General features: G+C 47.2%; 23 protein-coding genes and 2 pseudogenes. 15 read left to right on the forward strand and 10 right to left on the reverse strand.

Annotation, left to right across the window (positions count from 1 at the left end):
• Window positions 1-112 precede the first annotated feature (112 nt).
• Complete coding sequence (locus ACT6PV_RS01015; protein WP_445114675.1) at window positions 113-928, forward strand: TorF family putative porin; 816 nt, start codon at window positions 113-115, stop codon at window positions 926-928.
• A 225-nt stretch (window positions 929-1153) separates the two neighbouring features.
• Here the strand turns inward: ACT6PV_RS01015 and ACT6PV_RS01020 are convergent.
• From ACT6PV_RS01020 to ACT6PV_RS01030, 3 genes are all read right to left on the reverse strand, one after another.
• Window positions 1154-1967, reverse strand: a protein-coding gene (locus tag ACT6PV_RS01020) for an IS5 family transposase (RefSeq protein WP_445114676.1) whose coding sequence is annotated in 2 segments (ribosomal slippage) — window positions 1154-1586 and window positions 1585-1967 — 816 coding nt in all. Because the reading frame shifts where the segments join, the coding sequence is not laid out codon by codon here.
• Between the two features lie 225 nt (window positions 1968-2192).
• The gene (locus ACT6PV_RS01025; protein ID WP_445114677.1) at window positions 2193-3683 is read right to left on the reverse strand and encodes a YifB family Mg chelatase-like AAA ATPase; all 1491 of its coding nucleotides are present in this window, start codon (window positions 3681-3683) and stop codon (window positions 2193-2195) included.
• A gap of 72 nt (window positions 3684-3755) precedes the next feature.
• On the reverse strand, window positions 3756-3983 hold the full coding sequence (locus ACT6PV_RS01030) for an accessory factor UbiK family protein (RefSeq protein WP_445114678.1): 228 nt from the start codon (window positions 3981-3983) through the stop codon (window positions 3756-3758).
• Window positions 3984-4274: 291 nt separating this feature from the next.
• Here ACT6PV_RS01030 and glnK point away from each other — a divergent pair, with 291 nt between their 5' ends.
• The 8 genes and pseudogenes from glnK to ACT6PV_RS01070 form a co-directional block, all read left to right on the forward strand.
• A complete protein-coding gene (gene glnK, locus ACT6PV_RS01035; protein WP_004868205.1) occupies window positions 4275-4613 on the forward strand; it encodes a P-II family nitrogen regulator in 339 nt (112 codons plus the stop codon).
• A gap of 89 nt (window positions 4614-4702) precedes the next feature.
• Entirely contained in the window at window positions 4703-6091 is a 1389-nt protein-coding gene (locus tag ACT6PV_RS01040) for an ammonium transporter (protein ID WP_445114679.1), read from the forward strand.
• A gap of 123 nt (window positions 6092-6214) precedes the next feature.
• On the forward strand, window positions 6215-6679 hold the full coding sequence (gene nrdR, locus ACT6PV_RS01045) for a transcriptional regulator NrdR (protein WP_445114680.1): 465 nt from the start codon (window positions 6215-6217) through the stop codon (window positions 6677-6679).
• A 15-nt stretch (window positions 6680-6694) separates the two neighbouring features.
• The gene (ribD, locus tag ACT6PV_RS01050) at window positions 6695-7780 is read left to right on the forward strand and encodes a bifunctional diaminohydroxyphosphoribosylaminopyrimidine deaminase/5-amino-6-(5-phosphoribosylamino)uracil reductase RibD (RefSeq protein ID WP_445114681.1); all 1086 of its coding nucleotides are present in this window, start codon (window positions 6695-6697) and stop codon (window positions 7778-7780) included.
• Complete coding sequence (locus tag ACT6PV_RS01055; protein WP_445114682.1) at window positions 7777-9075, forward strand: DNA adenine methylase; 1299 nt, start codon at window positions 7777-7779, stop codon at window positions 9073-9075. Before ribD ends, ACT6PV_RS01055 begins: the two co-directional genes overlap by 4 nt.
• 106 nt (window positions 9076-9181) lie before the next feature.
• Entirely contained in the window at window positions 9182-9841 is a 660-nt protein-coding gene (locus ACT6PV_RS01060; protein ID WP_445114683.1) for a riboflavin synthase, read from the forward strand.
• Between the two features lie 127 nt (window positions 9842-9968).
• On the forward strand, window positions 9969-10514 hold the full coding sequence (locus ACT6PV_RS01065; protein WP_445114684.1) for a VTT domain-containing protein: 546 nt from the start codon (window positions 9969-9971) through the stop codon (window positions 10512-10514).
• Between the two features lie 98 nt (window positions 10515-10612).
• Window positions 10613-11044 (forward strand): annotated as a pseudogene (locus ACT6PV_RS01070) (DUF2345 domain-containing protein); the annotation flags it as partial.
• A 175-nt stretch (window positions 11045-11219) separates the two neighbouring features.
• Here ACT6PV_RS01070 and ACT6PV_RS01075 read toward each other — a convergent pair.
• A protein-coding gene (locus ACT6PV_RS01075) for an IS3 family transposase (RefSeq protein ID WP_445114685.1) occupies window positions 11220-12295 on the reverse strand; the annotation gives its coding sequence in 2 pieces (ribosomal slippage) (window positions 11220-12043 and window positions 12043-12295; 1077 coding nt in all).
• 71 nt (window positions 12296-12366) lie between these two features.
• On the opposite strand from ACT6PV_RS01075, the pseudogene ACT6PV_RS01080 reads away from it, so the two are divergent.
• A pseudogene (locus tag ACT6PV_RS01080) lies at window positions 12367-12552 on the forward strand (esterase/lipase family protein); the annotation flags it as partial.
• A gap of 517 nt (window positions 12553-13069) precedes the next feature.
• Here the strand turns inward: ACT6PV_RS01080 and blhA are convergent.
• The 3 genes from blhA to ACT6PV_RS01095 are packed head-to-tail and all read right to left on the reverse strand — an operon-like array spanning window position 13070 to window position 15569.
• Window positions 13070-13687 (reverse strand): cell division protein BlhA, encoded by a 618-nt coding sequence (blhA, locus tag ACT6PV_RS01085; RefSeq protein WP_445114686.1) that lies wholly within the window; start codon window positions 13685-13687, stop codon window positions 13070-13072.
• A 33-nt stretch (window positions 13688-13720) separates the two neighbouring features.
• Window positions 13721-14128, reverse strand: a complete 408-nt coding sequence (locus tag ACT6PV_RS01090; RefSeq protein WP_445114687.1) for a DNA polymerase III subunit chi — start codon at window positions 14126-14128, stop codon at window positions 13721-13723.
• Window positions 14121-15569 (reverse strand): leucyl aminopeptidase, encoded by a 1449-nt coding sequence (locus tag ACT6PV_RS01095; protein WP_445114688.1) that lies wholly within the window; start codon window positions 15567-15569, stop codon window positions 14121-14123. The genes ACT6PV_RS01090 and ACT6PV_RS01095 overlap by 8 nt, the downstream gene beginning before the upstream one ends.
• 145 nt (window positions 15570-15714) lie before the next feature.
• Between ACT6PV_RS01095 and lptF the strand changes: the two genes are divergently transcribed.
• The 4 genes from lptF to ACT6PV_RS01115 all read left to right on the forward strand — a co-directional run bounded on the left by lptF (window position 15715) and on the right by ACT6PV_RS01115 (window position 20761).
• Complete coding sequence (gene lptF / locus ACT6PV_RS01100; protein WP_445114689.1) at window positions 15715-16815, forward strand: LPS export ABC transporter permease LptF; 1101 nt, start codon at window positions 15715-15717, stop codon at window positions 16813-16815.
• Entirely contained in the window at window positions 16815-17885 is a 1071-nt protein-coding gene (gene lptG, locus ACT6PV_RS01105) for an LPS export ABC transporter permease LptG (RefSeq protein ID WP_445114690.1), read from the forward strand. The genes lptF and lptG overlap by 1 nt, the downstream gene beginning before the upstream one ends.
• Window positions 17886-18013: 128 nt before the next feature.
• Entirely contained in the window at window positions 18014-19561 is a 1548-nt protein-coding gene (gene gpmI / locus ACT6PV_RS01110; RefSeq protein WP_445114691.1) for a 2,3-bisphosphoglycerate-independent phosphoglycerate mutase, read from the forward strand.
• Window positions 19562-19588: 27 nt separating this feature from the next.
• The gene (locus ACT6PV_RS01115) at window positions 19589-20761 is read left to right on the forward strand and encodes a S41 family peptidase (protein ID WP_445114692.1); all 1173 of its coding nucleotides are present in this window, start codon (window positions 19589-19591) and stop codon (window positions 20759-20761) included.
• Between the two features lie 29 nt (window positions 20762-20790).
• Here ACT6PV_RS01115 and ACT6PV_RS01120 read toward each other — a convergent pair whose 3' ends face one another.
• From ACT6PV_RS01120 to gacA, 3 genes are all read right to left on the reverse strand, one after another.
• Window positions 20791-22140, reverse strand: coding sequence for a sigma-54-dependent transcriptional regulator (locus tag ACT6PV_RS01120; RefSeq protein ID WP_445116981.1), 1350 nt, complete (start codon window positions 22138-22140; stop codon window positions 20791-20793).
• Window positions 22141-22225: 85 nt separating this feature from the next.
• Window positions 22226-23782 carry a sensor histidine kinase gene (locus ACT6PV_RS01125; RefSeq protein ID WP_445114693.1) on the reverse strand — a complete coding sequence of 519 codons (1557 nt, stop codon included), beginning with the start codon at window positions 23780-23782 and terminating at the stop codon, window positions 22226-22228.
• Window positions 23783-23807: 25 nt separating this feature from the next.
• Window positions 23808-24443 carry a response regulator transcription factor GacA gene (gacA, locus tag ACT6PV_RS01130; RefSeq protein ID WP_445114694.1) on the reverse strand — a complete coding sequence of 212 codons (636 nt, stop codon included), beginning with the start codon at window positions 24441-24443 and terminating at the stop codon, window positions 23808-23810.
• Window positions 24444-24665: 222 nt separating this feature from the next.
• On the opposite strand from gacA, the gene pbpG reads away from it, so the two are divergent.
• Window positions 24666-25715 (forward strand): D-alanyl-D-alanine endopeptidase PBP7/8, encoded by a 1050-nt coding sequence (gene pbpG, locus ACT6PV_RS01135; protein WP_445114695.1) that lies wholly within the window; start codon window positions 24666-24668, stop codon window positions 25713-25715.
• Window positions 25716-25836: the final 121 nt, after the last annotated feature.

Below are 25836 nucleotides of genomic sequence, written 5' to 3' on the forward strand. Positions count from 1 at the left end.
TCTATTCTGATGTCGGGTATTTTCTCATCCTGGCACAGCATTTGCTAAGCCTAAATGGGTGCAATTTACAACATAGATCCGTCGGAGTGGTCCGATGACAGGGGAAAGCAGAATGAAAAAATTTGCATGTAAAGCAATGGCTTTAAGTGTATTGGCTGTGGGTTCAACAGGGGCGATGGCAGAAGAACAAAAAACTTCAATTGCCGGTTTCTCCATCAGTGGTGATATCGCAGCAACAACGGATTACCGTTTCCGTGGGGTGACGCAAAGCTCCAATAACCCGGCTATTCAGGGTGGGTTCACGGTGAACCATGAGTCCGGCGCATATCTGACCCTGTGGGGATCAAGTGTTGACTTTGGTATTGATGGCAACTCAACTGAAACGGATGCAACCCTGGGCTATGCCAGCTCATTCAAGGTGTCACCGGCGTATAGCGTTGGTTATGATGTCGGCGTAACGTATTACGGCTATATTGGTGCTAAATCGAACTTCACCAACCCATACAACGATAAAACAGGCCTTAACTTTACTGAGCTTTATGCCAAATTAATCTTTGCAGACGCTTTGTTTAAGGGCGACAGCATTACTACCGGCGTGAACTATTCACCGGACTACTGGGGTCGTACTGATGATTTCTGGTACTTCAATGTTGGCTATAGCGCACCGATTGCAGATACAGGTTTTACCGGACTGGCTTCCGTTGGCTATAACAAACTGAAAAATAACGATGCGCTGTCTGTGGTTGCCGGTGGCCCAGGTAAGGATGATGATTATATCGACTATAAATTCGGTGTGTCTTATGAGCTGCTGGGTGTGACTGCTGAGCTGGCAGGCGTAGGCACCAACATCAGCACATCCGGTATGACTGATTCCGATAAGAAGCCTTATGATCTGGGCGCAGTATTTACGTTATCCAAATCGTTCTGATCATTGATTGCAATGAAAAAGCCATTTCTGAACACTCAGGAATGGCTTTTTTATGTCAATGTCCATGGTTAAAGATGAGGAGGTCAGTTAAAGTTATCTGGTACTGATGTTTTTCCTGCAGAATTTCCTGCTTCTATCTTAAGAGAAAATTCTACTTTTACTTCCTTTTATTTTTAGGGGGAGATTACCATTTAAAGCCGATTCTAATTAGACTTCTTGCGTAAGTCATATTTTAATCATCCAGTTGATAAGCCCTGCAATTAAATTCATTCTTAAGCCAAATCTTCTCCGCCTGTTTCTATATCGTTCACTAAGAATACGAAATACTTTTATTCTTCTATTTAAATGTTCAATTGGAATTCGGCGGCGGCTTATTTCCTTATTGATCAGTTTCGCCTCTGGAGAGAGCTCCTTTTTCTTTAACTTTTTTATTGGAATTAGTAACTTACTGCTTATCTCTTTAAAACCCTTATAAGCCAGATCACCTATAACAAACGCAAAATTCGCTAATTCCTTTGCATGTTTACGGGCTATTGTAAGGTCATGGGTTGTTCCTGGATCGATCTGGATACTGATAATTTGATTCAATTTCGTACTAAAAATAACCTGTGTCTTAAGCGTATGTTTCTTCTTTTTCCCACTATAGTACATTTTCTGTTTTTTTAGGGCGTTCTATTTGTGATTCGGTGACATCAATCAGCACAAAGTCATCATTTTCAATCTCCTGATTTCTCTTCGGTAAAACAAAATGGCGGGATTGAACAAGTGCATTCTCTATTTTCTGAATCGTTCGATTCACATTACTTTCAGCTAAGCCATAATCAGCAGATAATTCAATCTGAGTTCGATATGAGCGTAAGTAATTCAAAGTTAATAGTAATTGATCTTGCAGAGTCAGGGAATGAGGGCGACCGGATTTCTTCTTCGCACGTTCTGCCTCTTCCAAAATGCTCAACATTTTAGAAAATAAAGGGCGCGGAACTCCAACCAGACGTTTAAATTCCAGATCATCAAATCGCGTTAAATTTTCATATTTCATTCTCAAATTATAAACCCATTTTATACTTTCGCAAGAAGTCTATTATATATAGAAAAAAATGGGGAATTTTGCAATGTTCCGGTAATACTCCCCATAAATAACCGAAGTTAAAAGTGGAAGTTAAGCAGCCATTGACCTCCACCCCAAAGTCGATACACTCTAAACTGTAGACATGGTCTGTTTTTCGGGAGGAGGTCAGTCAGGCATGATGATGACTCCCTTTGCTTACTGGTTTTCGTTATTGCGATAAGATAACGCTTCGCTCAGATGGGCGGATTGTATCGCGGTCTGCTGGCTTAAGTCCGCAATGGTGCGGGCGACCCGTAATATCCGGTGATAGGCCCGTGCGGACAGATTCAGGCGTTGCTGAGCCATTTCCATCATTTTCCAGCAGGACTCGTCCAGGTCGGCATGGGTTTCAAGTTGCCGGGGAGACAGGCGCTGATTTAAAAAGCCCTGCCGCTGAATCTGCAAATCATAGGCTTTGCTGACACGCTCCCGCACTGTCTGCGAGTTTTCCACTGGCTTATTGTCCTGAAGTTCCTGTGCTTTCAGCGGCGGCACTTCAATATGTAAATCAATACGATCCAGTAAAGGACCTGAAATCCGGTTCTGATAGCGCTTAATGGCTTCCGCCGAGCACTGACAGCGGCTGTCCTGATTAAAGGCATAACCACAGGGACAGGGGTTCATGGCAGCAATCAGCTGAAAATTTGCAGGAAAGGTCATCTGCCGGGAGGCTCTCGAAATCACGATTTCCCGGGACTCCAGCGGTTGTCGGAGGACTTCCAGTACTTTGCGGTCGAATTCAGGCAATTCATCCAGAAAGAGCACGCCCAGATGCGCCAGGGTAATTTCTCCAGGTTTGGGTTGTGAACCACCGCCGACCAGGGCAATGGCTGAAGCAGTATGATGCGGTGCCCGGAATGGACGCTGGCCAAAACGATGCGGGGTATTGGCAATGGAGTAAATACTGGCAACTTCCAGATTCTCCTCGGCATTCAGTGGTGGCAGTATGCTGGGCAAGCGCGAGGCCAGCAGGGTTTTACCTGTGCCTGGTGGGCCTTTGAATAAAATGGAATGACCGCCTGCAGCAGCAATTTCCAATGCACGCCGTGGCCGCAATTGCCCTTTGACATCAGCCAGGTCAAATGTGTAGCCGGACGGGGCCTCGGCTGCCGGTGATGCTGTTGCCTCAATTTTGTGCATTTCCAGGAAATGCTCACACACCTGTTTCAGATGCTGTGCGGCAAATACCTGAAAATCAGGCAGTTGAGCGGCTTCTTCGGCATTGTCATGTGACAGCATCAGCCGGTGTTGTGCCTGCTGACACGCCATGGCAATGGTCAGTGTGCCGGTCACCGCACGCAGGTGACCATCCAGTGCCAGTTCACCAATAAATTCAAAGTCATCGGTTACATTTTCAGGCAATTGGCCAGAGGCAATTAAAATCCCCAGCGCAATGGGCAGGTCCAGCCGTGAACCATCTTTGGGCAAATCTGCCGGTGCCAGGTTAATGGTCAGGCGTTTTGTCGGAAACTGAAAGCCACTGTTGATAATTGCGGAACGGACCCGGTCCTTGCTTTCGCGGACGGCCGCCTCTGGCAGACCGACAATAGTCAGCGAGGGCATACCCTGACTGACATGGACTTCAACTTCAATCAGTGGTGCATGCAGCCCAAGTAATCCCCGGGTATAAATTTTTGCAAAAGACATATGATTTTCCGGTTTGCTTCATTTTTAATCATTTTAAAGTCATGTGTTGCACTAAAGTTGTGCAAATCTTATTTAGCCGTGTTGCTGTATAGCCGCTTCCAGTGCTCTGACCTGTTGCTGCAGTTGGTTTAAGCGTTCATTTGCATTGTTCAGTGCCGTTTTATGGCGTTCAATTTCATCCCGGGAGACCAGGTCCATGCGGGTCACGGCTTCATTCAGCAAGGCACGCAGGTTGTGTTCCAGATCCTTTCCCGGTTGATCCACCTGTTCCAGTATGGCCTGTAATAATGTTTCAATCATTGGATATCCAGCTGAGCATCATGTTGTTTTTACAGTGTAACATCGCTTAAAGTCAGACCAAAGCATTAACTGGCCGGTGTGAATCAACGCGGGAAATGGGAGCGGCAACAGATAAAAAAATCACAATAAAAACGGTACCTTTTTTAAACTCAAACTGCATCTTCATCTGTAAAATAGGGTATAAAGACAACTCGTGCCGAAACAGATTAATAATCCTCAACCATTATGACCGTTCTGGCATGAAAATTGAACATAAAACCTTACTGGTGAGAAAAGCCGAAGGAAAACAACATGAAGCTCGTAACTGCAATTGTAAAACCATTTAAACTGGATGATGTGCGTGAAGCACTTTCCGAGATTGGTGTTCAGGGGATTACCGTCACTGAGGTCAAGGGTTTTGGCCGTCAAAAAGGTCATACTGAACTTTATCGTGGTGCTGAATATGTAGTGGATTTTTTACCCAAGGTGAAAATTGAAATTGCAATCAGCGATGATATGGTCGATTCAGTGATTGAATCCATTACCCGTGTCGCCAGTACCGGGAAAATTGGTGATGGTAAGATTTTTGTCACGAATCTTGAACAGGTGATCCGTATTCGTACAGGTGAAACAGGTCCGGACGCTGTCTAATTTCCGGCAGGGGACTTGCCGCTTGGCATAAAGTTTGCAGAGTCGTGTGCATTGCTACACAGCTCACAAAATCAGGTTGGGGGATACGAATGAAAAAAATGCTGCTTGCGCTCAGCTTGTCTGGCGCATTATTGGGTGGTTCAGCTGCATGGGCTGAAGAAAAGGTCACAGAACCTGCGGTAACTGCTGTTGCTGATTCAGGGGATGCAACTGCAACAGCTGCTGTCTCTGAACAGGCGGCTGAAACACCTGCACCTGCTGCTCATGAAGAACAACCGAAGCTGGATACTGGCGATACCGCCTGGATTCTGGTGTCTACGGCGCTGGTATTGCTGATGACCATTCCAGGTCTGGCCTTGTTTTATGGCGGCATGGTGCGTAAGAAAAATGCGCTCAGTACCATGGCACATAGCTTTGTTGCGGCTGGAATTGTCAGTATTGTATGGGTGGTGGTTGGTTATTCACTTGCCTTTGGTTCAGGCAATGCCTTTATTGGTGGTCTGGATAAAGCCATGCTGTCAGGTATTACCACTGAGGCGCTGAGTGGAACCATCCCTGAAATTCTGTTTGTGATCTTCCAGATGACATTTGCCATTATTACTGTGGCCATTATCAGCGGTTCGGTCGCTGAACGGATGAAATTCAGTGCCTATGTGGCCTTTATTACGATCTGGGTGATTGTGGTTTATGCGCCGATTGCCCATTGGGTATGGGGCGGCGGCTGGTTAATGAATGACGGCGCGCTTGATTTTGCCGGAGGTACGGTTGTACACATTAACTCAGGTGTTGCCGGTCTGGTGGCGGCTTATGTATTGGGCAAACGTATGGGCCTGGGCAAGGAATCGATGGCGCCTCACAATCTGGCGTTGACTGTATTGGGTGCAAGTCTGGTCTGGGTCGGCTGGTTTGGCTTTAATGGCGGTTCAGCATTGGGGGCCAATGGCTCAGCAGCCTATGCGCTGGTGACTACGCAGGTTGCAGCAGCGGCAGCAGCAATTTCCTGGCTGGTGGTTGAAAAACTGGTACGTGGCAAGGCTTCGGTACTGGGCGCTGCATCAGGTGCGGTTGCCGGTCTGGTGGTCATTACACCGGCTGCCGGTTTCGTGACTGTCGGTGGTGCATTGGTGATGGGGCTGATTGGCGGCGTGGTCTGTTTCTGGGGTATTTCTGCACTGAAACGCATGTTAAAAGCAGATGACTCACTGGATGCATTCGGTCTGCATGGGGTTGGTGGTATTGTTGGTGCAATTCTGACTGCGGTTTTTGCCAGCGAGTTCATCATGGGCGATAAAGTTCCTGCAAGCATGATGCATCAGTTGTGGGTACAGCTTGAAGGTGTACTGGCAACTATTGCATATTCAGCGATTGGGACATTCATTCTGTTAAAGATCATTGATGTTGTGATTGGTATCCGTGTTGAATCTGATGATGAACGCATGGGACTGGATTTAAGCCAGCATGGCGAACGCATCGAATAATGACAATATAGAACTGGATATTGTATAAAACAGCCCATCCGGGCTGTTTTTTTCTATATGCTGGGTAAAATTCATAATTTTTGCTACACTGACTGTATCAGCATTTGTCCAGTAAAAGCCGCTATGCATTGTCCATTCTGCAACGCAGCAGACAGTAAGGTGATTGATTCACGCCTGGCTGCTGAAGGCTGTCAGATCCGTCGCCGTCGTGAGTGTATCAGTTGCGGTGAACGTTTTACCACCTTTGAAAGCTATGAAGTCGTTATGCCGCGTGTGACCAAGTCAGATGGTAAGAATGAACCATTTGATGAAGCCAAATTACGCCGTTCACTCATGCATGCCCTGCAAAAAAGGCCGGTGACCCAGGAACAGATTGAAACGGTACTCAGCGATATACAGTTGCAGATCCGTCGGCTGGGTGAGCGCGATGTCCGGTCACGCACCATTGGCGAAATTGTGATGCAGGCTTTATTTGCGCTGGATCATGTTGCCTATGTACGTTTTGCATCGGTCTATCAGGATTTTCAGGATGTTGAAGCATTCCGTCATCAGATTGAACAGATGCAGCATCGTGGTCAGGATGATTAATTCAGGATAAACCCTATGAATACTGAGTTAAACCCCGATCAACTATGGATGCTGCAGGCACTATATCAGGCTGAACAGGCCATCTATCGGGCACGCCCCAATCCTGCGGTCGGCTGTGTCATTGTAAACAATGAGGTCATTGTCGGGCGTGGCGCAACTGCGCCTGTAGGTGGGCCGCATGCCGAAGTCCTTGCATTGCGTGAAGCCGGGGACATGGCCCGCGGCGCAACGGTTTATGTCACGCTTGAACCCTGTGCGCATTATGGCAGGACACCGCCATGTGCCCGCGCATTGGTGGCGGCCGGCGTGCACAGAGTGGTGATTGCCGGCCTGGACCCGAACCCGCTGGTGGCAGGAAAAGGCGTAAGCATTCTGCAGGATGCCGGCGTCGATGTGACCGTCGGTATTTGTGAGCAACAGGCAATTCGGTTGAATCAGGGTTTTTTAAAGGCCATGGCAACCGGGATGCCCTATGTCCGTTTAAAAATGGCGTCCAGTCTGGATGGCCGTACGGCCATGGCATCCGGGGAGTCTCAGTGGATTACCGGTACTGAGGCGAGACAGGACGTTCAGCACTGGCGGGCGATTTCCGGTGCAGTGGTGAGCGGAATTGACACGGTACTGGCCGATGACTGTCAGCTGAATGTCCGACAGCTGGCCGCTGCTGAAATCAGTGATATTGTGCAACCGATGCGGGTGATTCTGGACCGGCAGGGGCGTTTACCCCTGACCGCCCGGCTATTGGATGTACCGGAAACCGTCATGGTGATGGGCCCATTTCGTCAGGAACTGGCCGATGCGGGCGTGATACAATTGGAAATTCAGCCCCTGGACTTGTTGTTGCGTACTTTAAGGGATTTTCATATCTATGATGTACTGGTTGAAGCCGGCGCGACACTGTCGACTGCATTTTTGCAGGACCGGCTGGTGGATGAAATGATCAGCTATATTGCGCCGACATTTTTAGGTCAGTCTGCCCGGCCGATGTTCAATGCTGATTTTGCCAGTATGGTAGAACAGTTCCGTTTTCAGCTGGAAGAAGTGACTCAGGTGGGTGATGACCTGCGCTTAAGATTAATCCCTGCACAAGAGACAGTATGAGTTCAGAGTCTTCGGTTTATCATAAACGCCGCCATGCGGCACGTACGACGGATGAATATCTTTTTCACCAGCTTGTGCCTTATCTGGGAAATAAACGCCGCTTGCTGCATCTGATTCTGGAAGCACTGGAAATTACAGGAACACTGCATACCGGCAGTCAGCGTGCGCCGATTTTTGCTGACTTTTTTGCAGGCAGTGGCGTGGTCTCCCGACTGGCCCGTCAGAATGGTTACCGGGTGATTGCCAATGACTGGGAACCCTATAGCCACGCGTTGAACCATGCCATCCTGGCATGTACTGATGCCCCCGGTTTTAAGCAGTTGGGCGGTTATCAGAAAGCCATTGACGCTTTAAACCGTTTGCCTGAGGTTAAGGGATGGGTGACACATAACCTGTGCCCGCGCAATGATGAAATTTATGATCCAGACCGTGACCGCCTGTTCTTTAAACGCCGCAATGGCATGCGTATTGATGCCATCCGGCAGCAGATTGCAGCCTGGCAGGTGCAGGGTGCGATTGATGATGTGGAAATGAGTGCCCTGCTCGCGCCGTTACTATATTCTGCAAGCTTTGTCAGTAATACCAGTGGCGTCTTTAAAAGCTTTCATCATGGATGGGGCGGTAAAACCCAAACGGCACTGGAACGGATAGAATCACTATTATGGCTGACACCGGCCCGTTTCTGTGAGATCGGCGAGTCAAAACCGCAACAGGCAATGGCCGAAATGTGGTGTGTTGATGCACAGCATCTGGCCAATCAGATGAGTAGTTTTAAGGTGGACGTTGCTTATCTGGATCCGCCATATAATCAGCACGCTTACAGCAGTAATTATCACGTACTGAATTCATTGACCCTGTGGGATCAGGTGGATTTGCCGACACCGGACACCAAAGGCTTTAAAAGTGGTATTGACCGGGCATGGCGCAAGGAGCGCCCGAGCCAGTATAATTCGTCCAGATATGCCCGGGAAGCCTATGAGACCTTACTGGCCACCATTAATGCACGTTATATTCTGACCAGTTATTCCACCGATGGTAATATTGAGGTCAGTGATTTACTCAAAGCAAATCTGGAGCGCGGTAAGGTGACGTTGCTGACTCAGGATGTTCCCCGCTATCGGGTCAGTAAGCAGCGTCAGTCGGAACGTGCCCGGGTACTCGAATTTATTGTGATTACTGATACACATGCCCGCTCAGGCCCGCCATTAAGGCAATTGCTCGGGCAGCTTTATCATTTTGCAGAGCTGGGTGGGGTTGACACATCCGGCGCCAGTACACAGCTGGCATTGTGGTAAAATGACGGCCGGTCTTCCTGCAAGGGGGGATTCGCCATGATTTTGTTGATGTATTGGCTATGCAGGCATGACCTTTGTTGTTAAAGGGAAGAGCCGGAGAAGATTTATGTTCACAGGCATTATAGAAAGTCTGGGTAAGGTGGAAAGTTTACAAAGCATGGGTGGCGATGTCCGTCTGCGCATACAGACATCGCTGGACATGTCTGATGTTCAGCTGGGGGATTCAATTGCCACCAACGGGATTTGTCTGACGGTCATTGAGTGGGGCGACAACTGGTATGCTGTCGATGTTTCCCGTGAAAGCCTGAGCCGTTCCACACTGGGTGAATGGAAGACAGGACAGCCCGTCAATGTGGAAAAAGCCATGTTGCCGACCACCCGTTTTGGCGGCCACATTGTCAGTGGTCATGTCGATGCCGTGGGAGAGATCAGTCTGGTCCGCTCAGATGCGCGCTCCCTGTATTTTGAAGTTACGGCTCCTGTGGAAATTGCGAAATACCTGGCTGAAAAAGGTTCCGTCACGGTGGATGGCATCAGTCTGACCATTAACCATCTGCATGGCAACATTCTGAGTCTGAATCTGATCCCACATACTGCTGAGCGGACCAATATTGCCACCTGGAAAGTGGGCACCAGGGTTAACCTGGAGGTGGATCTGCTGGCACGCTATATTGAACGGTTATTACTGGGAGATCGGGCGGCAGAACAGAACACGCAGTCCAGCATCAGTATGGAGTTTTTAGCAAAAAGTGGTTTTCTGAAATAAAATCAGGGCATATTGTGCTATAGCCTAATATCAATCAGGCTTTTTTAATTTTACATTATTAATTTTTCTTTCATGTTGATACTGAATACTTCAACTGAACTTATATTGAACGGAGTGGAATGGAACGGTGCTGGATTTTTTGTTGCATCTTGAACAGCTATTGCCCACTATACTTGAAAATTATGGTATCTGGATTTACGCCATTCTGTTTCTGATCATTTTTGCAGAAACCGGTTCTGTTTTTATGTTCTTTTTACCTGGTGACAGTTTACTGATTGCAATTGGCGCATTGTGTTCAACCGCAGAAACCGTGCATTTGCATTATATGTGCCTGGCACTGTTTATTGCTTCTGTACTGGGCTATACCGTCAATTATTATACTGGTAAGGCATTGGGGTTTAAGTTTTTTCATGAGCATTCCAGAATTTTTAAGCCCGCCTATATTACCCGGACCAATCATTATTTTATGAAACACGGTGGCAAGACCATACTGGTTGCCCGTTTTATTCCCTTTGTCCGCTCCTTTGCACCATTTGCTGCCGGAGCCGGGCATATGAATCTCTCCAGTTTTATGATGTATAACATTCTTGGTGGATGGATATGGATTGTATTGCTGCTGGGGATCGGTTATGGAGCCGGTAACCTTCTATCCTACCTGATTGATGTTCTGTAATTTTTAACGGCTCTGGTTTTTTATCTCAGTTTGATTCATTTTTGCTGCAACACATCGTTGAGTTGAGCATTTGTTATTTTAGCTATAATATTGATGTTACGGCTCAAAAAGGGACAATGACATTATCTTCTAAACAACAAATGCATGTCTATTCACTTAATGATTTTGTACGCGTTGAAAGTGGTAAAGGAATTTTAATCACTTCAGGTGGCGGGTATATCAAAATTGAAGGCGGCAATATTGAAATCGCCTGCCCAGGTTTAATCGAGTTGAAAGCAGGTCAAATTAAGACCAATAGTGGCGCATCACTTCCAAGTCAGTTGCCTGCAATGCCTGAATTAAAATCTCAATATGACGAGCATTTTATTTTGCACTGGCCAGATGGAGAACCAACCAAAAATATGAAATATAAAATCACGGCGGAAGATGGGCAGGTTTTTGAAGGGGTTTCCGGTGAGGATGGTAAAACGGATGTTTATGCAAAAGATGTAATGGCCGCGCTGAATATTGAAGTATTTCCGCCTGAATAAGGAAGAATTATGGGATGTAATATATGAAATTATTTAAGAGTATAATTCTTTGTTTATTTACAACAATGTCTTTCAGTGCCTGTTCAAATGTTGAAAAACAGAAGGAAGGAATTCAAGTGATTGGTAATACCCCCATTTTTAATTGAATTAATGGGTAGAAAATCCAAAGCCCCTGTTATTGTTTAAAAATAGGTGGACAGCCATTTACTGACATATGAGGCCGTTCATGATTATAAAAGTACTGCCAGCCAGTTGTATAGTCCTCAACTTCGCTCAGATCTCGAAATAAATACTGATTTAGACACTCATAACGTACTGTACGGTTAAATCGCTCAACATAGGCATTTTGCTGTGGATTGCCTGGCTGAGTAAATACATGCTCAATACCATGCTGATCACACCACGTTTCCATTAGCTCACTGATATATTCCGGACCATTGTCGCTTCTAATACGTTTAGGTTTACCTCGCCATTCAATCAATTGATTAAGCCCTCTCAGCACACGTTCTGCGGGTAATGAAAAATCAATCAATATATCCAGTGACTCGCGATTATAGTCATCAATCACGTTGTGTACTCGATAGCTACGCCCATCACTGAGTTGATCATGCATAAAGTCCATGGACCATGATTCATTCTTAGCTGTCGGTACTGCAAGGGATTCAGGCTGTTCCCGTTTAATGCGCCTCTTTGGCTTGATACGTAGATTAAGTTCCAATTCCTTATAAATACGATAGATACGTTTATGATTCCAACCATATCCCCTGACATTGCGAAGATACAAAAAGCAAAGTTTAAAGCCCCAGGTCTGATGGTCCCTGGTAAGCTTTATTAGCCAGTCTGCGATCACCACGTTCTGCTGCTTTAATTGAGCTGCATAGCGATAGCACGTTTGACTGACATCAAAGATCAGGCAGGCCTTACTCACAGAGACTTGATATTGCTCAACAGCTTGTTGAGCAAGTAGTTTACGTTGAGCTGGCCTCACAACTTTTTTGAAAGTGCATCCTGAAGGATATCTGTTTTAAGGCGCTCATCAGCATACATGCGTTTAAGGCGGGCATTCTCGGCTTCAAGCTCTTTCAGTCGGGTTATCATGGAATGATCCATACCGCCATATTTGCTCTTCCACTTGTAGAACGTAGCAGAGCTCATACCGTGTTCTCGGCACAAATTCGGTACCGGGGTACCTGCTTCTGCTTGTTTCAAAATACTCATGATTAAGCTGTCTGAATATTTAGATGTTTTCATGGAAAATCTCCTTAAATCAAGGGTATTCGATTTTCTACTTTTAAGTTCAATTATTTTTGGGGAGTATTACCGGTGACGGTACAGTACCTTATCAGTCTGGTTGTGCGCCATTGGGTCAACGTGGTGTAAAGCAAACATTTAAAATGACTGGATTTGACCATCAAGGTTCATATAACAATGATCATGTACGACGTTCAGTTTTATATTCAATTGTGAAAATTATTAAAGAAAATAATATTCAGCCGAAGTTTAGATAAACCTGGTCTAAAACAAGGCTCGCAGCTTCAAGTTTATATTCGGGACTAAATGTACGTTTTTGTTTCTTCATGGTTCACCTCTTAGGTGATTAGATTACCACCTAATTTGGTGTCCAACTTGATTAAACCACTACAGTGGTGACTTATTTCAGAAAGGAGGGCTTGATTATTTTTCTTTAAAGAGAGGTTTTTTTATATTTGTGATCGTCGGAGGCTTCGGGTTTTCGTTTATATTTAGCTTACTGACTTTTTTTAAAAAATATTTTGAAAATTCAAAATATTAATACTCTTTAAAAATAATCAGGCCTATTAATTCGATTGCATCGAAATAAGGTGGTAATTAAGGAGACTCTTATGGGTCAGATAGTAGTAATTCTGCTTCGGGGTATTTGTCATTAATTATAGTGTGAAAAAACAACCTTGTGTAACAAGTTGGATTAAGGTCTTTTGGGAGGCCTTAATGAGATTTATATTTTTTCATAGTAAAAGATTTAATAAACTATGCTCTCAATCGATTCTATCTTTCTGAATTATCCGCATTTTTTAGCATATAGCTGATTTCTTCATCTGCAACGCTTTGCAGTCTGGTCCGAAAGGCAGCCACAGTCTGTTCAATCAGTGCCTCAGCTTCCAGTTCGAGCCGTAATTTTACGCTTTCGCGTCCACGACTCACCTGTTCAGCAGAAAGACTGGATAAAGCATTGCTGTTATGTCCAGGTTGATCTGCATTGCTGCCATAGCGTTCGCTATAGTTCTTAATTTGCTGGTCGATGCTCTGGCGCAGCACGGCAAGGGATGCGGTCTGTGCCTGAAACTGCTGAATTTCATCCTGCTGCAATTGCTGATTATAAGCCTGTTGCTGTGCCCGCTTGTCTGCCAGTGATTTTTCCAGTGCCTGTTGTTTGCGAATACGTGCTTCTTCAATCAGTCGGGCTTTCAGGTCGGCATAGGCCTGTTCTACTTTAAGCTGTGCAATTTGCATGGCATGCTGGTCATGAGTCAGCCATTGCTGAATGTCGGATTCAGGCGTAAGTAAATCGCAGATGCGACTGAGGTCATCAAGAAAGGTCTGGTGTACCGTATCCGGCGCATTCAGCCAGCGCTTTTTAAAATCCTGACCGACATTTAAGGTCACCGGTTTTCTCCTTTAAAATAAAATACAGGCTTGTTACAGTTTAAACATGTGAGGCACGATGCCTGAGGTACGATACGCCCGGAACTTTTCCCGCCCAGTCTGCTTTGCCTGTTCATCATTTTCAATGACTTCTATAATGTGACTAAATTGTGAGGCCTGTTCAAGTGCCTGATTGTTAAAATTAAACACAATCCAGTCAGATGTCGCCGGCAGCCCGGATGATATGCAGATCGGGGCATTGGGCTGGTCAATGCCGTGTGGCAGGAAACTGCTTGCATCAAAACTCCATAAACGCTCATCCAGTTGCTGTTGCAGTGCCTGATCAGGGCAATGCAACCAGATGCTGGCGTTCTGACGCAATATTTTACGACACAGACGACAAGTGCTTTCCACCTGTCGTTCCGGACTTTTTTCAAACAGATAAAAGCTGATTTTAGCCATGATTTTTTGCACGGCTGGCAATGAATTGCACAAGCAGCGGGACAGGGCGACCGGTTGCACCTTTGGCTGGACCTGAATGCCATGCGGTACCGGCAATATCCAGGTGGGCCCAGCGGTATTCACGGGTAAAGCGTTGCAGGAAGCAGGCCGCAGTGACTGCACCGGCTTTTGGACCGCCAATATTCGCCATGTCGGCAAAAGGAGAGTCCAGCTGTTCCTGGTAGTCATCCAGTACCGGCATACGCCATATCCGATCAAATGTCTGCTCACCGGCATCGGTCAGTTCTGCCGCCAGTTCATCATCCGGTGTAAACAGACCGGAAACCACACTGCCCAGTGCAATGACACAGGCCCCGGTCAGGGTTGCAATATCAACAATGACAGCTGGGTTAAAGCGCTGCACATAGCTCAGCGTATCGCACAGCACCAGCCGGCCCTCAGCATCGGTATTCAGAATTTCAACAGTCTGACCGCTCATGGTGGTGACAATATCTCCGGGGCGGCTTGCATGGGCCGAAGGCATATTTTCCGCAGCCGCAATGGCACCCACCACATGAATCGGCAGTTGGGCTTCACAGAGCGCACGCAGTGTTCCGAGTACTGACGCCGCGCCACACATATCAAATTTCATTTCATCCATACCCGGGCCCGGTTTCAATGAAATACCACCGGTATCAAAGGTAATTCCTTTGCCGACCAGCACAATCGGTGCCTGATCGATACTGGTCTGATATTCGAGGGTGATGACACAGCCCGGACGGTCAGATCCCTTGCTGACCGCCAGGAACGCATTCATTCCCAGATCTGCCAGTTGTTGTTCATTAATAACAGTAACTTTCAGCAGATCCGGGAATTCTGCGGCAAGTAGTTGAGCCTGTTCTGCCAGATATTCAGGAAAACAGATATTTCCAGGACAATTCCCCAGATCCCGTGCAAAACTCTGGCCCTGCTGTATGGCTTCAATCAGTTTGATCTGCTCAGTACCGAGGGGTGACTGGGCAGCAATTAAATGAATTTCTTCCAGTATAAATTCATTTTTCTTTGATTTAAACTCATCATAACCATAAGCTGCCTGGGTTAAACTCAGGGCAAATATATAATGCAGTTCAGCAGGCAGGGCTGAGATATCCACACTGATTTGTCTGAATTTTTTTTGTGAATCTTTGATAACGGTTTGTGCAATTTTTGCTAATTTTGCCGGCTTTAAATCAGCGGCTTCACCCAGGCCGATCAGGGCGGCATTCGACTGTTCAGCAACACTGGCAATGAGCGGGAGGGCTTCATTCAGCCCGGCTTTGAATTGTGTGGCATCAATCAGATGATCCAGGTTGTTGATTTGATAGATGGATTTTGCCTGCTGAACTGAGCTGGAGTCCACCAGGATGAACAGGGATTGGCTGGCGTCATGTGCTGGGAGGGATGTATTGATTGTAAGTTTCATATGTGTTTTAAATGCCTGTATATACATTTCAAATTCATTAAACCATTGAACCACTACCAGTGATAGAATTTCAATGAGGTTTTTTATTTTTATCATTCGGGTAAACTACGCACATCCCGACTAACCCAAATTCTGGAAGATTACTTTGGTTATAAGACGTTATCTCGTCAGGCAGGTGGTGTCGACCTCACTGGTTGTCATTGCTCTTCTTACCCTGATCATGATGGGTGGACAACTGATTAAAAACTTCGGCAGGGCTGCGCTGGGACGTATTGATGCCAGTGTTTTATTCAGCATTATTGGTTATCGGTTGCCTGAGTTTTTAACATTAATTATTCCGCTGGGGTTTTTTATTGGCTTGATGCTGGTTTTTGGGCGTCTGTATGTTGACCATGAAATGGCGGTTCTCAATGGCAGTGGGGTCAGTCGCAACCGACTGGCCCGGTTGCTGGTGCCATTGACTGTGATATATCTGGCGGTACAGGCTGTACTGATGGTCTGGGTGGCGCCGTGGGGAATCCGGCAGTTTGAACAGCTGACCACCAGTCAGGCGGTCCGTACCGGTTTTGACCTGGTCCGTCCCCGGGAGTTTATTTCGTCAGGCCCTTATACGATTTATGCCGGCGCATTGTCAGATGACCGTAAAAATCTGAAAGATATCTTTTTTTATCAGCGTGCTGTAAGAGAAGGGAAACCGGATGTCATGATCCTGGCAAAGGAAGCGACCCGGGTGCAGATGCCCAATGATACGGCAAGTGTGATTGACCTGATTCAGGGGCGGCGTTACGAAATTTTTCCGGATTCAGCCAGATATAGCCAGGCCGAGTTTCAGTCTTACCGCTTACGGCTGGAAAATAATAACGAAGCTAAATTTGAAAGTAACAATGTCGAAGCCCTGTCATTTCTGAAACTGGTGAAAAACTGGAGTGATCCGGTGGTGGCCAGTGAACTGGGGTGGCGGATTTTTGTGCCGTTTTCACTCATTGTGGCGTTGATGCTGGCCTCGGCCTTGTCTGAGGTCAGTCCCCGACAGGGTCGTTATCTGAAACTGTTTCCTGCATTACTGATTTTTGCCAGTCTGATTGTGGCCCTGATGGCCATCAGGACCCGTATTACCAGGGATGAGATAGGCATATGGGCTTATCCGGCAGTTTTATTGTGTTATGCCATTGCAGCGGCCATTTTTTCAAGAAAACAAAAATTGGCGCCAAAATTGAAAAAACAAATTCAGCGAGTGAGATTTTAATGCTGTTACGTAAAATTGCCGCAAGGCATGTCACAAGGACTGCATTGCTTGCCATGCTGGGGGCTACAGTGGTTCTGTCCGTGTTGCAGCTTCTGTTTACTTATCTGAGTGAGCTTGGGGAGCTGAAAGATGGCTATGGTGCCTGGCAGGCATTGCTGTATGTGCTGTGGGGGGCACCGCGTTATCTGTATCAGATTTTACCGATTGCCGCATTAATTGGCGCTGTGCTTGGATTAGGCACGCTGGCCTCCAACAGTGAACTGGTGGTAATGCGGGCGTCCGGTATCAGTCTGTGGCGTATTGTCGGCTGGGTTATGCGTGGTGCACTGGTGCTGGTGGTGGCTTCTTTTGTATTGAGTGAATGGGTGGTTCCCTATACCACTGAACAGGCAAAAAGCGTTAAGAGTCATCGCAAGGTTGCCGCACTCGGAGAGGTTAAGGGCTACTGGACCCGGGAAGGGCAGCGTTTTATTTATATTGACTATGCTAATTCGCAGGGTCGGCTTCAACAGATTCAGGTGGTCGATTTTGATCAGGACTATCGTCTGCAATCATTGCTGAATGCAGAACAGGGGCAGTTTATCCGGAATGGTCAGTGGGAGCTGAACAATGCAACGCAGGTCAGTATTCTGCCGCAGGGCACAGCTCATTTGCTGAAAGGTGAGAAACAGCCGCTGGCACTGGCACTGCAACCGAAATATGTGCATATGGTGACTATTGATCCGGAAGATCTTGCGCCCAGTCAGCTGATCAGTTTTATGAAATATATGGATGAATACAGCCAGATTCCAAAAACCTACCAGCTTGCCTTCTGGAAAAGTATGGGTTCACCGTTTGCATTGCTGGCGCTGGTGCTGATTGCCTGTTCATTTATTTTCGGGCCATTGCGTCAGCAATCCATGGGATTTCGGCTGGTGATCGCATTGTTCATTGGGCTTGGATTTTATTATTTGCAGAATTTTCTCGGTTATGCGAGTCTGGTCTATTCACCGTCAGCGGTGTGGTTTGTTTTTGGACCGATTGTCTTAATGTTTGCAGTCGGCAGTTATTTACTTTACAGGGTAAGATAATGCGCCTCTGTGGACGGGGACATCGGTAAAATAATTCCCGGCAGGATAAGCCTTTAGGGGCAGATAGAGTCTTGACCGAAATTTCGGTAAGATAGTGATTCATTTGTAAACAGAAAAGAGTATAAATTATGGCGGGTGCAAGTGCAGGCAAAATCCCTCACGTTCTGGTGATTATGGATGGTGTGGGACATCGTGAAGCTGTTGAGGACAATGCATTTCTTGCAGCGAAAAGGCCAAATTTGATTGCCATGCAACAAAAGCATCCGCACAGTTTAATTTCTGGTTCAGGTGAGGATGTTGGCCTGCCGGATGGCCAGATGGGCAATTCTGAAGTCGGCCATATGAATCTTGGTGCCGGTCGTGTCCTGTACCAGGACTTTACCCGCATCACCAAGGATATTCGTACCGGGGCTTTCTTTGAGCATGCCGTGCTGACCGGAGCGGTGGAAAAAGCCCGTACTGCCGGCGCAGTGGTGCATATTATCGGATTGCTTTCCCAGGGGGGAGTGCATTCCCATGAAGACCATATTGAGGCCATGTGTGAACTGGCGCTGAAGCGGGGCGCACAGGTGTATTTACATGCCTTTCTGGATGGTCGTGACACGCCGCCAAAGAGTGCGCTGCCTTCACTGCAAAGATTTGACGCACTGTTTGCCCGGTATGCGGGGCAGGGGCGGATTGCCACCATGATTGGCCGTTATTTTGCCATGGATCGTGATAATCGCTGGGACCGGGTGGAGCAGGCGTATCGGTTGCTGACAGAAGGTGAGGCTGTGCGTACCGCTGCAACAGCGGTTGAAGGGCTGGAACTGGCTTATGCGGCAGATGAATCCGATGAATTTGTAAAAGCCACCCGTATTGGAGATGTGGCCAGGATTCAGGACAAGGATAGTGTCATTTTTATGAATTTCCGTGCAGACCGTGCCCGGGAGTTAACCCGCGCATTTGTGGAAAAGGAGTTTTCAGGCTTTACACGGAAAGTGGTTCCGCATTTATCTGAATTTGTCATGCTGACCCGTTATCAGGCCACTATTGATGCGCCGGTTGCCTATATGCCGGATGTACTGGAAAACTCAATTGGTGAATATCTGTCAAAGTTGGGGAAAACTCAGCTGCGTATTGCTGAAACTGAAAAATATGCGCATGTAACTTTCTTTTTCAGTGGTGGACGCGAAGAGGAGTATCCGGGGGAAAAACGTATTCTGATTCCCTCTCCGGATGTGGCAACCTATGACTTAAAACCGGAAATGAGCGCCTATGAAGTCACCGATGAGCTGGTTAAGGCGATCAACTCAGAAGAATATGACTTATTGGTGGTCAACTATGCCAATGGTGACATGGTGGGTCACAGCGGTGTTTTTGATGCGGCGGTAAAAGCCGTTGAAGCGGTGGATACCTGTCTGGGGCGACTGTATGATGCCGTAATGGCTCATCATGGCCATATGCTGATTACCGCAGACCACGGCAATGTGGAGCAGATGCAGGATTATGTCAGTGGCCAGGTGCATACCCAGCACACCACTGAACTGGTTCCGTTTATTTATGTTGGCCCTGGATCAGCAACCATTGCGGAAGGCGGTGTGCTGGCCGATGTAGCCCCGACCCTGCTGACGCTGATGCAGCTTCCGGTGCCCGAGGAAATGCGGGGCCGCAATCTGATTACGCTGAATACCTGAAATTACACCGGATAACAGGGTAGCTGCATGGTTCGACACTGGAAATATACGACTGTTCTGATGGCTTTACTTGCAGCTGGAGGCCACCTGGCCTGGGCTGCGGAAAGTCCATCTACAGCTCAGGATTTTGACGAGCCGGAAGAGCATGTCACTGAAGTGCCGGTTGAATCGATTGAGCAATTTGTAAAGATTTATGGCATTGTCAAAGAAAACTATGTTGATGAAAAACCGGATGACGCCTTATTTTTACAGGCCACTAAGGGGTTGGTCAGTGGTTTGGACCGATACTCCAGGTATTTGACACCAGAGGAATATAAGCAGTTGGTGCAATATACCGAAAGTGATCTGGCAACGGTTGATTTTGAACTGATGTACGATGCGCATAGCCGGCAGTGGCAGATTAATGGCCTGGCGGCAGACGCAGACTCCTATAAACTGGGACTGAAAAATGGATTTACCGTCTCTAAGCTGGAAAATCAGGAGCTGAAAAATCTGAGCAAAGAGCAGATTGAAGATCTGTTACACGGTTCCATGGGCTCAAGTGTGCAATTGCAACTGAGCATAAACAGCCCGGCTGTGACCGTGGTGCGTAACAAGAAAATTGAAGTGGCTGATATTGAACCGGTGATGCTCCACAATCAGGTACTGGTCTTAAAAGTGAGAGTTTTTCAGCAGGATACCGCCAATGAAGTCAAACGGCTGATTGAAGAATATGATTCTCCACGTTTAAAGGCAGTGCTGATTGATCTGCGCAACAATCCGGGAGGTTTATTGTCCGCTGCGGTTGAAAGCGCTGATTTATTTCTGAATCAGGGCATCATTGTGTCGACCCGGAGCCGTTCGGAAGGTGATCAGCAATTTCAGGCATTGCCCAGTAACGAATTTGAGAGCCTGAAACTCGGTATTCTGATCAACAACCGTTCTGCATCTGCGGCGGAGGTTTTTACCGCGGCGATGAAAGAGCATAAGCGTGGATGGGTCATCGGCGAAAAAAGTTATGGTAAGGGGGTGGTGCAGAAATTGTTCCCGCTGGCCGATGGCGCGGCCTTACAGATGACGGTGTCGCATTATCTGACCCCCAATGGCAATATGATTGACGGCTATGGCGTGCGGCCGAATCAGGAGTTTCCGCGGCCTGCGGAAATGAAGGATGAAACCTATCTGAACAATGTGGCAGAGCAGTTACTCAAGCAGAAGTAGTGGCCTGTTGCCGGGGTGTATGGGCGCAGTCAGCTTTCCAGGTCCAGGCCAAACTTTTTTAAACGGTAGCGTAAGGAGCGTAAGGTCATCCCCAGTTTCTTGGCGGCCAGGGTCCGGTTCCAGTGGGTCTGATGCAGTGCGGTCAACAGTACTTCCTTCTCCACCTTTTCCAGAAATTGTTCCAGGCCTTCTTCCGGTATTTTTGCAGTTTCGGCTGGTGTGATCTGTGTGGCGGCAATCTGATGATGTGTGATGGATTCAGTGGCCTGAACCATGCGCATGGGCGCAGGCTGTAAATGCATGAAATCAATATATTCATCATCCACCAGGGTAATTGCCCGCTCAATGATATTACGCAGCTCGCGGACATTACCGGGGAAGTGCTGTTGCAGTAAAAAACTTTTTGCTGCATCTGTCAGCGATTTAACGGGAATGTCCCATTCATGACAGATTCCGGCAATAAAATGACTGGCAAGGATCAGGATGTCCTGCCCGCGTTCCCGCAGCGGAGGCAGGGAAATATTCATGACATGAATGCGGAAAAATAAATCCGGACGGAACTTGCCCTGTTCGACCAGTTTTTCCAGCTGCTGATGGCTGGCACTGATAATCCGGAAATCGACTTCAATTTCCCGGTCACTGCCCAGCGGTCGGATTTTCTTTTCCTGAACTGCTCTGAGCAGCCTGGCTTGCATGGCCAGCGATAACTCCGCAATTTCATCCAGAAACAGACTGCCGCCATTGGCAGCCTGAATCAGCCCCTGTTTATCCTGGGTTGCACCGGAAAAACAGCCTTTTTTGTGACCAAACAGCTCACTTTCCATCAGTTCTTCGGACATGGAGCCACAATTGATGGCAACAAAGGCACTGTCTCCCCGGTTGCTCAGCTGGTGAACCAGATTGGCTACAACTTCTTTACCGGTCCCGGATTCACCGCTGATAAACACAGGGGCCTGTGAGCGTGCAAATTTCCGGATGGCGGTTCTCAGTTCCTGAATGGGGTGGGACTCACCGGTCAGCAGAGTATATTCAGGTTGCAGGCTTTGCTCTGTGACTTCATTAATCGGTGGGACATGCAGTGCTTTTTGCAGCAGCTGATGCAGGTGCAGTTGATTAATGGGTTTGCTGACAAAATCAAAAGCTCCGGCCTTGAGTGCTGCAATGGCAATATCCATGTTGCCATAAGCCGTCAGTACCGCAATCGGTGATTTTGGATAATGCCGGGTCACATGCTGTACCAGTTCAAGACCACTGCCGTCAGGCAGGTTCAGATCGGTAATACAGGCATCATATTTATATTCACTGAAAAAGTGTTTTGCCTGCTGCAGATGGTGCGCAATATGTGTTTTGATGCCTATGCGGGACAGGCTCATCTGCATTAAAGTGCATAAATCATGCTCATCATCGACAAGCAGGACCAAAGGTTGTTTTGTCACCCCATTTCCCCGGAAAATTCAATCTGATTTATAGTGGGCACTCGATTCTGAAACAGGCCCCTTGTTGTTTTTGTTCCACATAGATCAGTCTGGCCTGGTTAGCCTCGCAGATACTGTGTGACAGATACAATCCTAAACCAGTTCCGTTCATTTCGGTACTGAAAAATGGTTGAAATAACTGAGATAAATCCTGTTTTGCAATGCCATTGCCGAAATCGATCACATCCATGAACAGGGTCTGTTCGGTCTGATGAGCATTTAATTCAATCGTGGTTGCATAAACAGCATTATGCCGGATGGCATTGCGGACCAGGTTGACCAGTACCTGTCTGAGCTGTGACTCATCAAAATAAATATGGCTGTGAACATTAATCGTTAATTGTATTTTGTCTTTGACGTCATGCAGATCATGCTCACACAGGTCTTCCAGAAAATGGTGCAGGTCAATCCGGGTGGTGTGGGTTTTTTTATTGCCGGCAAGATCCAACGTGTCCTTAATAATTTTATCAATACGCTGTGACTGTTTCCCAATCATCTGGTTTAACACGATTTTTTGTTGCACATCACTGTCATAATTCAGCTCATTGGCCTGAACAATGGCGGCCAGTGGATTGCGGATTTCATGGGCAATGCTGGCAGAAAGCTGCCCCAGCGCAGCCAGTTTCAGCTGTTGCACTTTCTGATTGATTTTCTGGGCATCCTCCAGGATCAGCAATGTCAGTGCCTGATGGGGAACAATCAGCTTCTGGACCTGAACATCCACGGTATAGGTTGATTGCCGGGATTCAATATGAAAACGTTCACCGTCTCTGAGTGCGGCCATTTTCAGATTCTGATACAGCTCCGGCTGTAAACTGGCAAGATGATACTGCTCGTGCCCATACAGGGGGGAAATGCCCAGCAGGGCACATGCAGCAGGGTTGCTGACTACAATTTTGCATTGCTCATCCAATACCAGATAACCGATTTCAATCTGTTCCAGAATATAGCGGTTAATGTTCTGCAGTTTGAACAGTTCAATGGACTGATGCGTATTCAGCGAGGCCAGTATCTGAAAATGCCGGATAGCCACCTGGCCGATGCCATAAACCACAAAAAACAGAAAAGCCAGCAGGGCGCTGTTGCCAATATCATTCAGGCTGGATGGATCAAAAAAGCTGCCGAAAAATTGCTGGTAAATGACCGAGATGACTGAAATGAGTGTAATCAGCAAGGCCTGAGTGCGGCTCAGCATAAAATTTGCGGTGAACACTGTAATGACAAATAACAGACCAATGGACAGATCCGGTCCGCCGTGGGCAAAGGTCAGTGTGCTCAGAAATGCAATATCCACACAGAAAATGGCAATAAATTGCCGGGCGATGCCATGAGGATACAGTTTCAGTGCCAGCATCTGCATAATGCCGGTCATTGCATAAGTCAGTAAGGCATAGAAATACAGACTGGAATGCTGGTGCATCTGATCGTCCAGCGTGACCAGGAAAATCAGGGTCAGGCAGATGACAATGATCAGACGATACATTGTGTACACGGTGCCCAGACGGTAAATGGTCTGGTAGATGGGAACAGATACCGCAGGCGACATGGGCGTACTCAGCAGATGCGATGATTCAGGGTTTGATCAGCCCATAACGGATGGCCAGATGGGTCAGTTTGACATCACTGTCAATGCTGAGTTTCTCAAAGATACGATAACGATAGGTATTGACGGTTTTTACGCTGACAAAAAGTTTGTCGGAAATTTCCTGGGCGCTGATACAATTAACCACCATCAGCGCCACCTGCATTTCACGTTCAGATAAAGCATCAAAAGGTGAGGTCTGAGTGTCGGACAGATAGGAGCTGGCCAGTTGTTCTGCAATATCGGCGCTGAAGTATTTACCACCCTGCATGACTTTTTTAATGGCACGGACCATTTCTGAAATGGGCGCGCCTTTGGTGATATATCCCCTGGCCCCGGCTTTAAGCAACAGTGAAGGGTAGGGCTCTTCTGCCAGGCCACTGACGGCAAGTACCCGGGTCTCCGGTGCAGTCTGCAATAAGCGCCGGGTGGTTTCCACTCCGCCAATTCCCGGCATATTTACATCCAGTAACACAACATTCGGGTGGTGTTGACGTACGAGAGCAATGGCTTCTTCGCCGGATTCAGCCTGGCCGATAACCTGAACATCCACCTGGTCTTCAAGCATTCTGCAGATTCCGGTGCGGACTAATTCATGGTCGTCTACGACTAAAACTGTAATCACATTGCACCTCCTTTGTATGTTGAATATCATGTTTTTTGTTACATAAAGCAAAATTCACTTGCAATGTCATAACAAAATTGGCCATCCTATTCCCATGTATATATAGAATTGTCATGCACAATTATGGCGTAAATTCATATTATCCATAACGTCGTGTAAATGTAAGTCATATTTGAGGTAAGACGCAAGATTGCTAAACCTCCCTGAGATGAGTAGGTTATCGTGAAAAAATCCAGAAAAACGTTAATGAATGTGCTGAGTTTATCAGTACTGCTCAGTCTGAGCTCGACGAGTTTTGCAGAACTTGTCATGAATTCCTCAGGGAACGCAGATCAGGCTTCTTCCGGTTGGTCGGCTGATGATGCCAGCCAGCTGTTAAATGATGATTCAATGGACAGTGGTGAGATCTCTCCGCAGGGATCAACCACATTGAGTACCAGTATTCGCCCATCCGGTACAGTTGCAGCAAATACTGCGCCGAAAACCGTACATATTCTGGACACCAGCGGTTATAGCAGCCAGCCGGCGGTCAGTGCCCGTGCAGCATTGGTGATGGATGCCAAGACCGGTGAAGTGCTGTACAGTAAAAATACCAACATGGCTTTACCCATTGCCTCGATTACCAAACTGATGACGGCAGTCGTCACGGCGGATGCCCGTCTGAATATGTCTGAAGACATTACCCTGCAGCAAATCGATTTTGCGGGTGCTGGTGGCAAAAATTCAAGTTCAACCTTAAAAGCCGGCGATACCATGAACCGTGCTGAAATGTTGCTGGTTGCCTTAATGAAGTCTGAAAATCCGGCAGCGGCTGCATTGGCACGGACTTATCCAGGGGGGCGTCCTGCGTTTGTGGCGGCGATGAATGCCAAGGCACGTCAATTGGGGATGAGTTCTACTCATTATTATGAATCCACCGGTCTAGATCCGCGTAATGTCGCTTCAGCACGTGACCTGGGGATTCTGGTCAGTGCCGCATCTCAGTATGGTCTGATCCGTCAGTTCTCCACCACTGCACATTATGACTTCAACCTGGGTTATCGTGTTCTGAAATCCAACAATACCAACGCAATGGTGCGTAATGGCGGCTGGAATATCAATATTTCCAAAACAGGTTATATTAACGAAGCAGGCCGTTGTGTCGTAATGCACACCACTGTGAACTCACGTCCGGCCGTGGTGGTGTTACTGGGGGCAAGTTCTTCACAGGCACGTACCAATGATGCAACCAACCTGTTAAACTGGGTCAGCAATTTACCAAAACGTATTTAAGTTATTTGCCTGTCCAGCCCTGAAATTTAAAAGCCCTGCGTATTGCAGGGCTTTTTTATGCAGGCGGATGCAATATGAAGCAGGTCAACCGTCAACTTTGGCATTAACAGCCCTGAATAGA

It is taken from the genome of Acinetobacter sp. WZC-1 (genome assembly GCF_052544965.1).

Coding starts and splice junctions, on each gene's coding strand:
- ACT6PV_RS01015 (WP_445114675.1), top strand. CDS start 113: ATGAAAAAATTTGCATGTAAAGCAATGGCTTTAAGTGTATTGGCTGTG.
- ACT6PV_RS01025 (WP_445114677.1), bottom strand. CDS start 3,683: ATGTCTTTTGCAAAAATTTATACCCGGGGATTACTTGGGCTGCATGCA.
- ACT6PV_RS01030 (WP_445114678.1), bottom strand. CDS start 3,983: ATGATTGAAACATTATTACAGGCCATACTGGAACAGGTGGATCAACCG.
- glnK (WP_004868205.1), top strand. CDS start 4,275: ATGAAGCTCGTAACTGCAATTGTAAAACCATTTAAACTGGATGATGTG.
- ACT6PV_RS01040 (WP_445114679.1), top strand. CDS start 4,703: ATGAAAAAAATGCTGCTTGCGCTCAGCTTGTCTGGCGCATTATTGGGT.
- nrdR (WP_445114680.1), top strand. CDS start 6,215: ATGCATTGTCCATTCTGCAACGCAGCAGACAGTAAGGTGATTGATTCA.
- ribD (WP_445114681.1), top strand. CDS start 6,695: ATGAATACTGAGTTAAACCCCGATCAACTATGGATGCTGCAGGCACTA.
- ACT6PV_RS01055 (WP_445114682.1), top strand. CDS start 7,777: ATGAGTTCAGAGTCTTCGGTTTATCATAAACGCCGCCATGCGGCACGT.
- ACT6PV_RS01060 (WP_445114683.1), top strand. CDS start 9,182: ATGTTCACAGGCATTATAGAAAGTCTGGGTAAGGTGGAAAGTTTACAA.
- ACT6PV_RS01090 (WP_445114687.1), bottom strand. CDS start 14,128: ATGGCTAAAATCAGCTTTTATCTGTTTGAAAAAAGTCCGGAACGACAG.
- ACT6PV_RS01095 (WP_445114688.1), bottom strand. CDS start 15,569: ATGAAACTTACAATCAATACATCCCTCCCAGCACATGACGCCAGCCAA.
- lptG (WP_445114690.1), top strand. CDS start 16,815: ATGCTGTTACGTAAAATTGCCGCAAGGCATGTCACAAGGACTGCATTG.
- gpmI (WP_445114691.1), top strand. CDS start 18,014: ATGGCGGGTGCAAGTGCAGGCAAAATCCCTCACGTTCTGGTGATTATG.
- ACT6PV_RS01115 (WP_445114692.1), top strand. CDS start 19,589: ATGGTTCGACACTGGAAATATACGACTGTTCTGATGGCTTTACTTGCA.
- ACT6PV_RS01120 (WP_445116981.1), bottom strand. CDS start 22,140: ATGCAGATGAGCCTGTCCCGCATAGGCATCAAAACACATATTGCGCAC.
- ACT6PV_RS01125 (WP_445114693.1), bottom strand. CDS start 23,782: ATGTCGCCTGCGGTATCTGTTCCCATCTACCAGACCATTTACCGTCTG.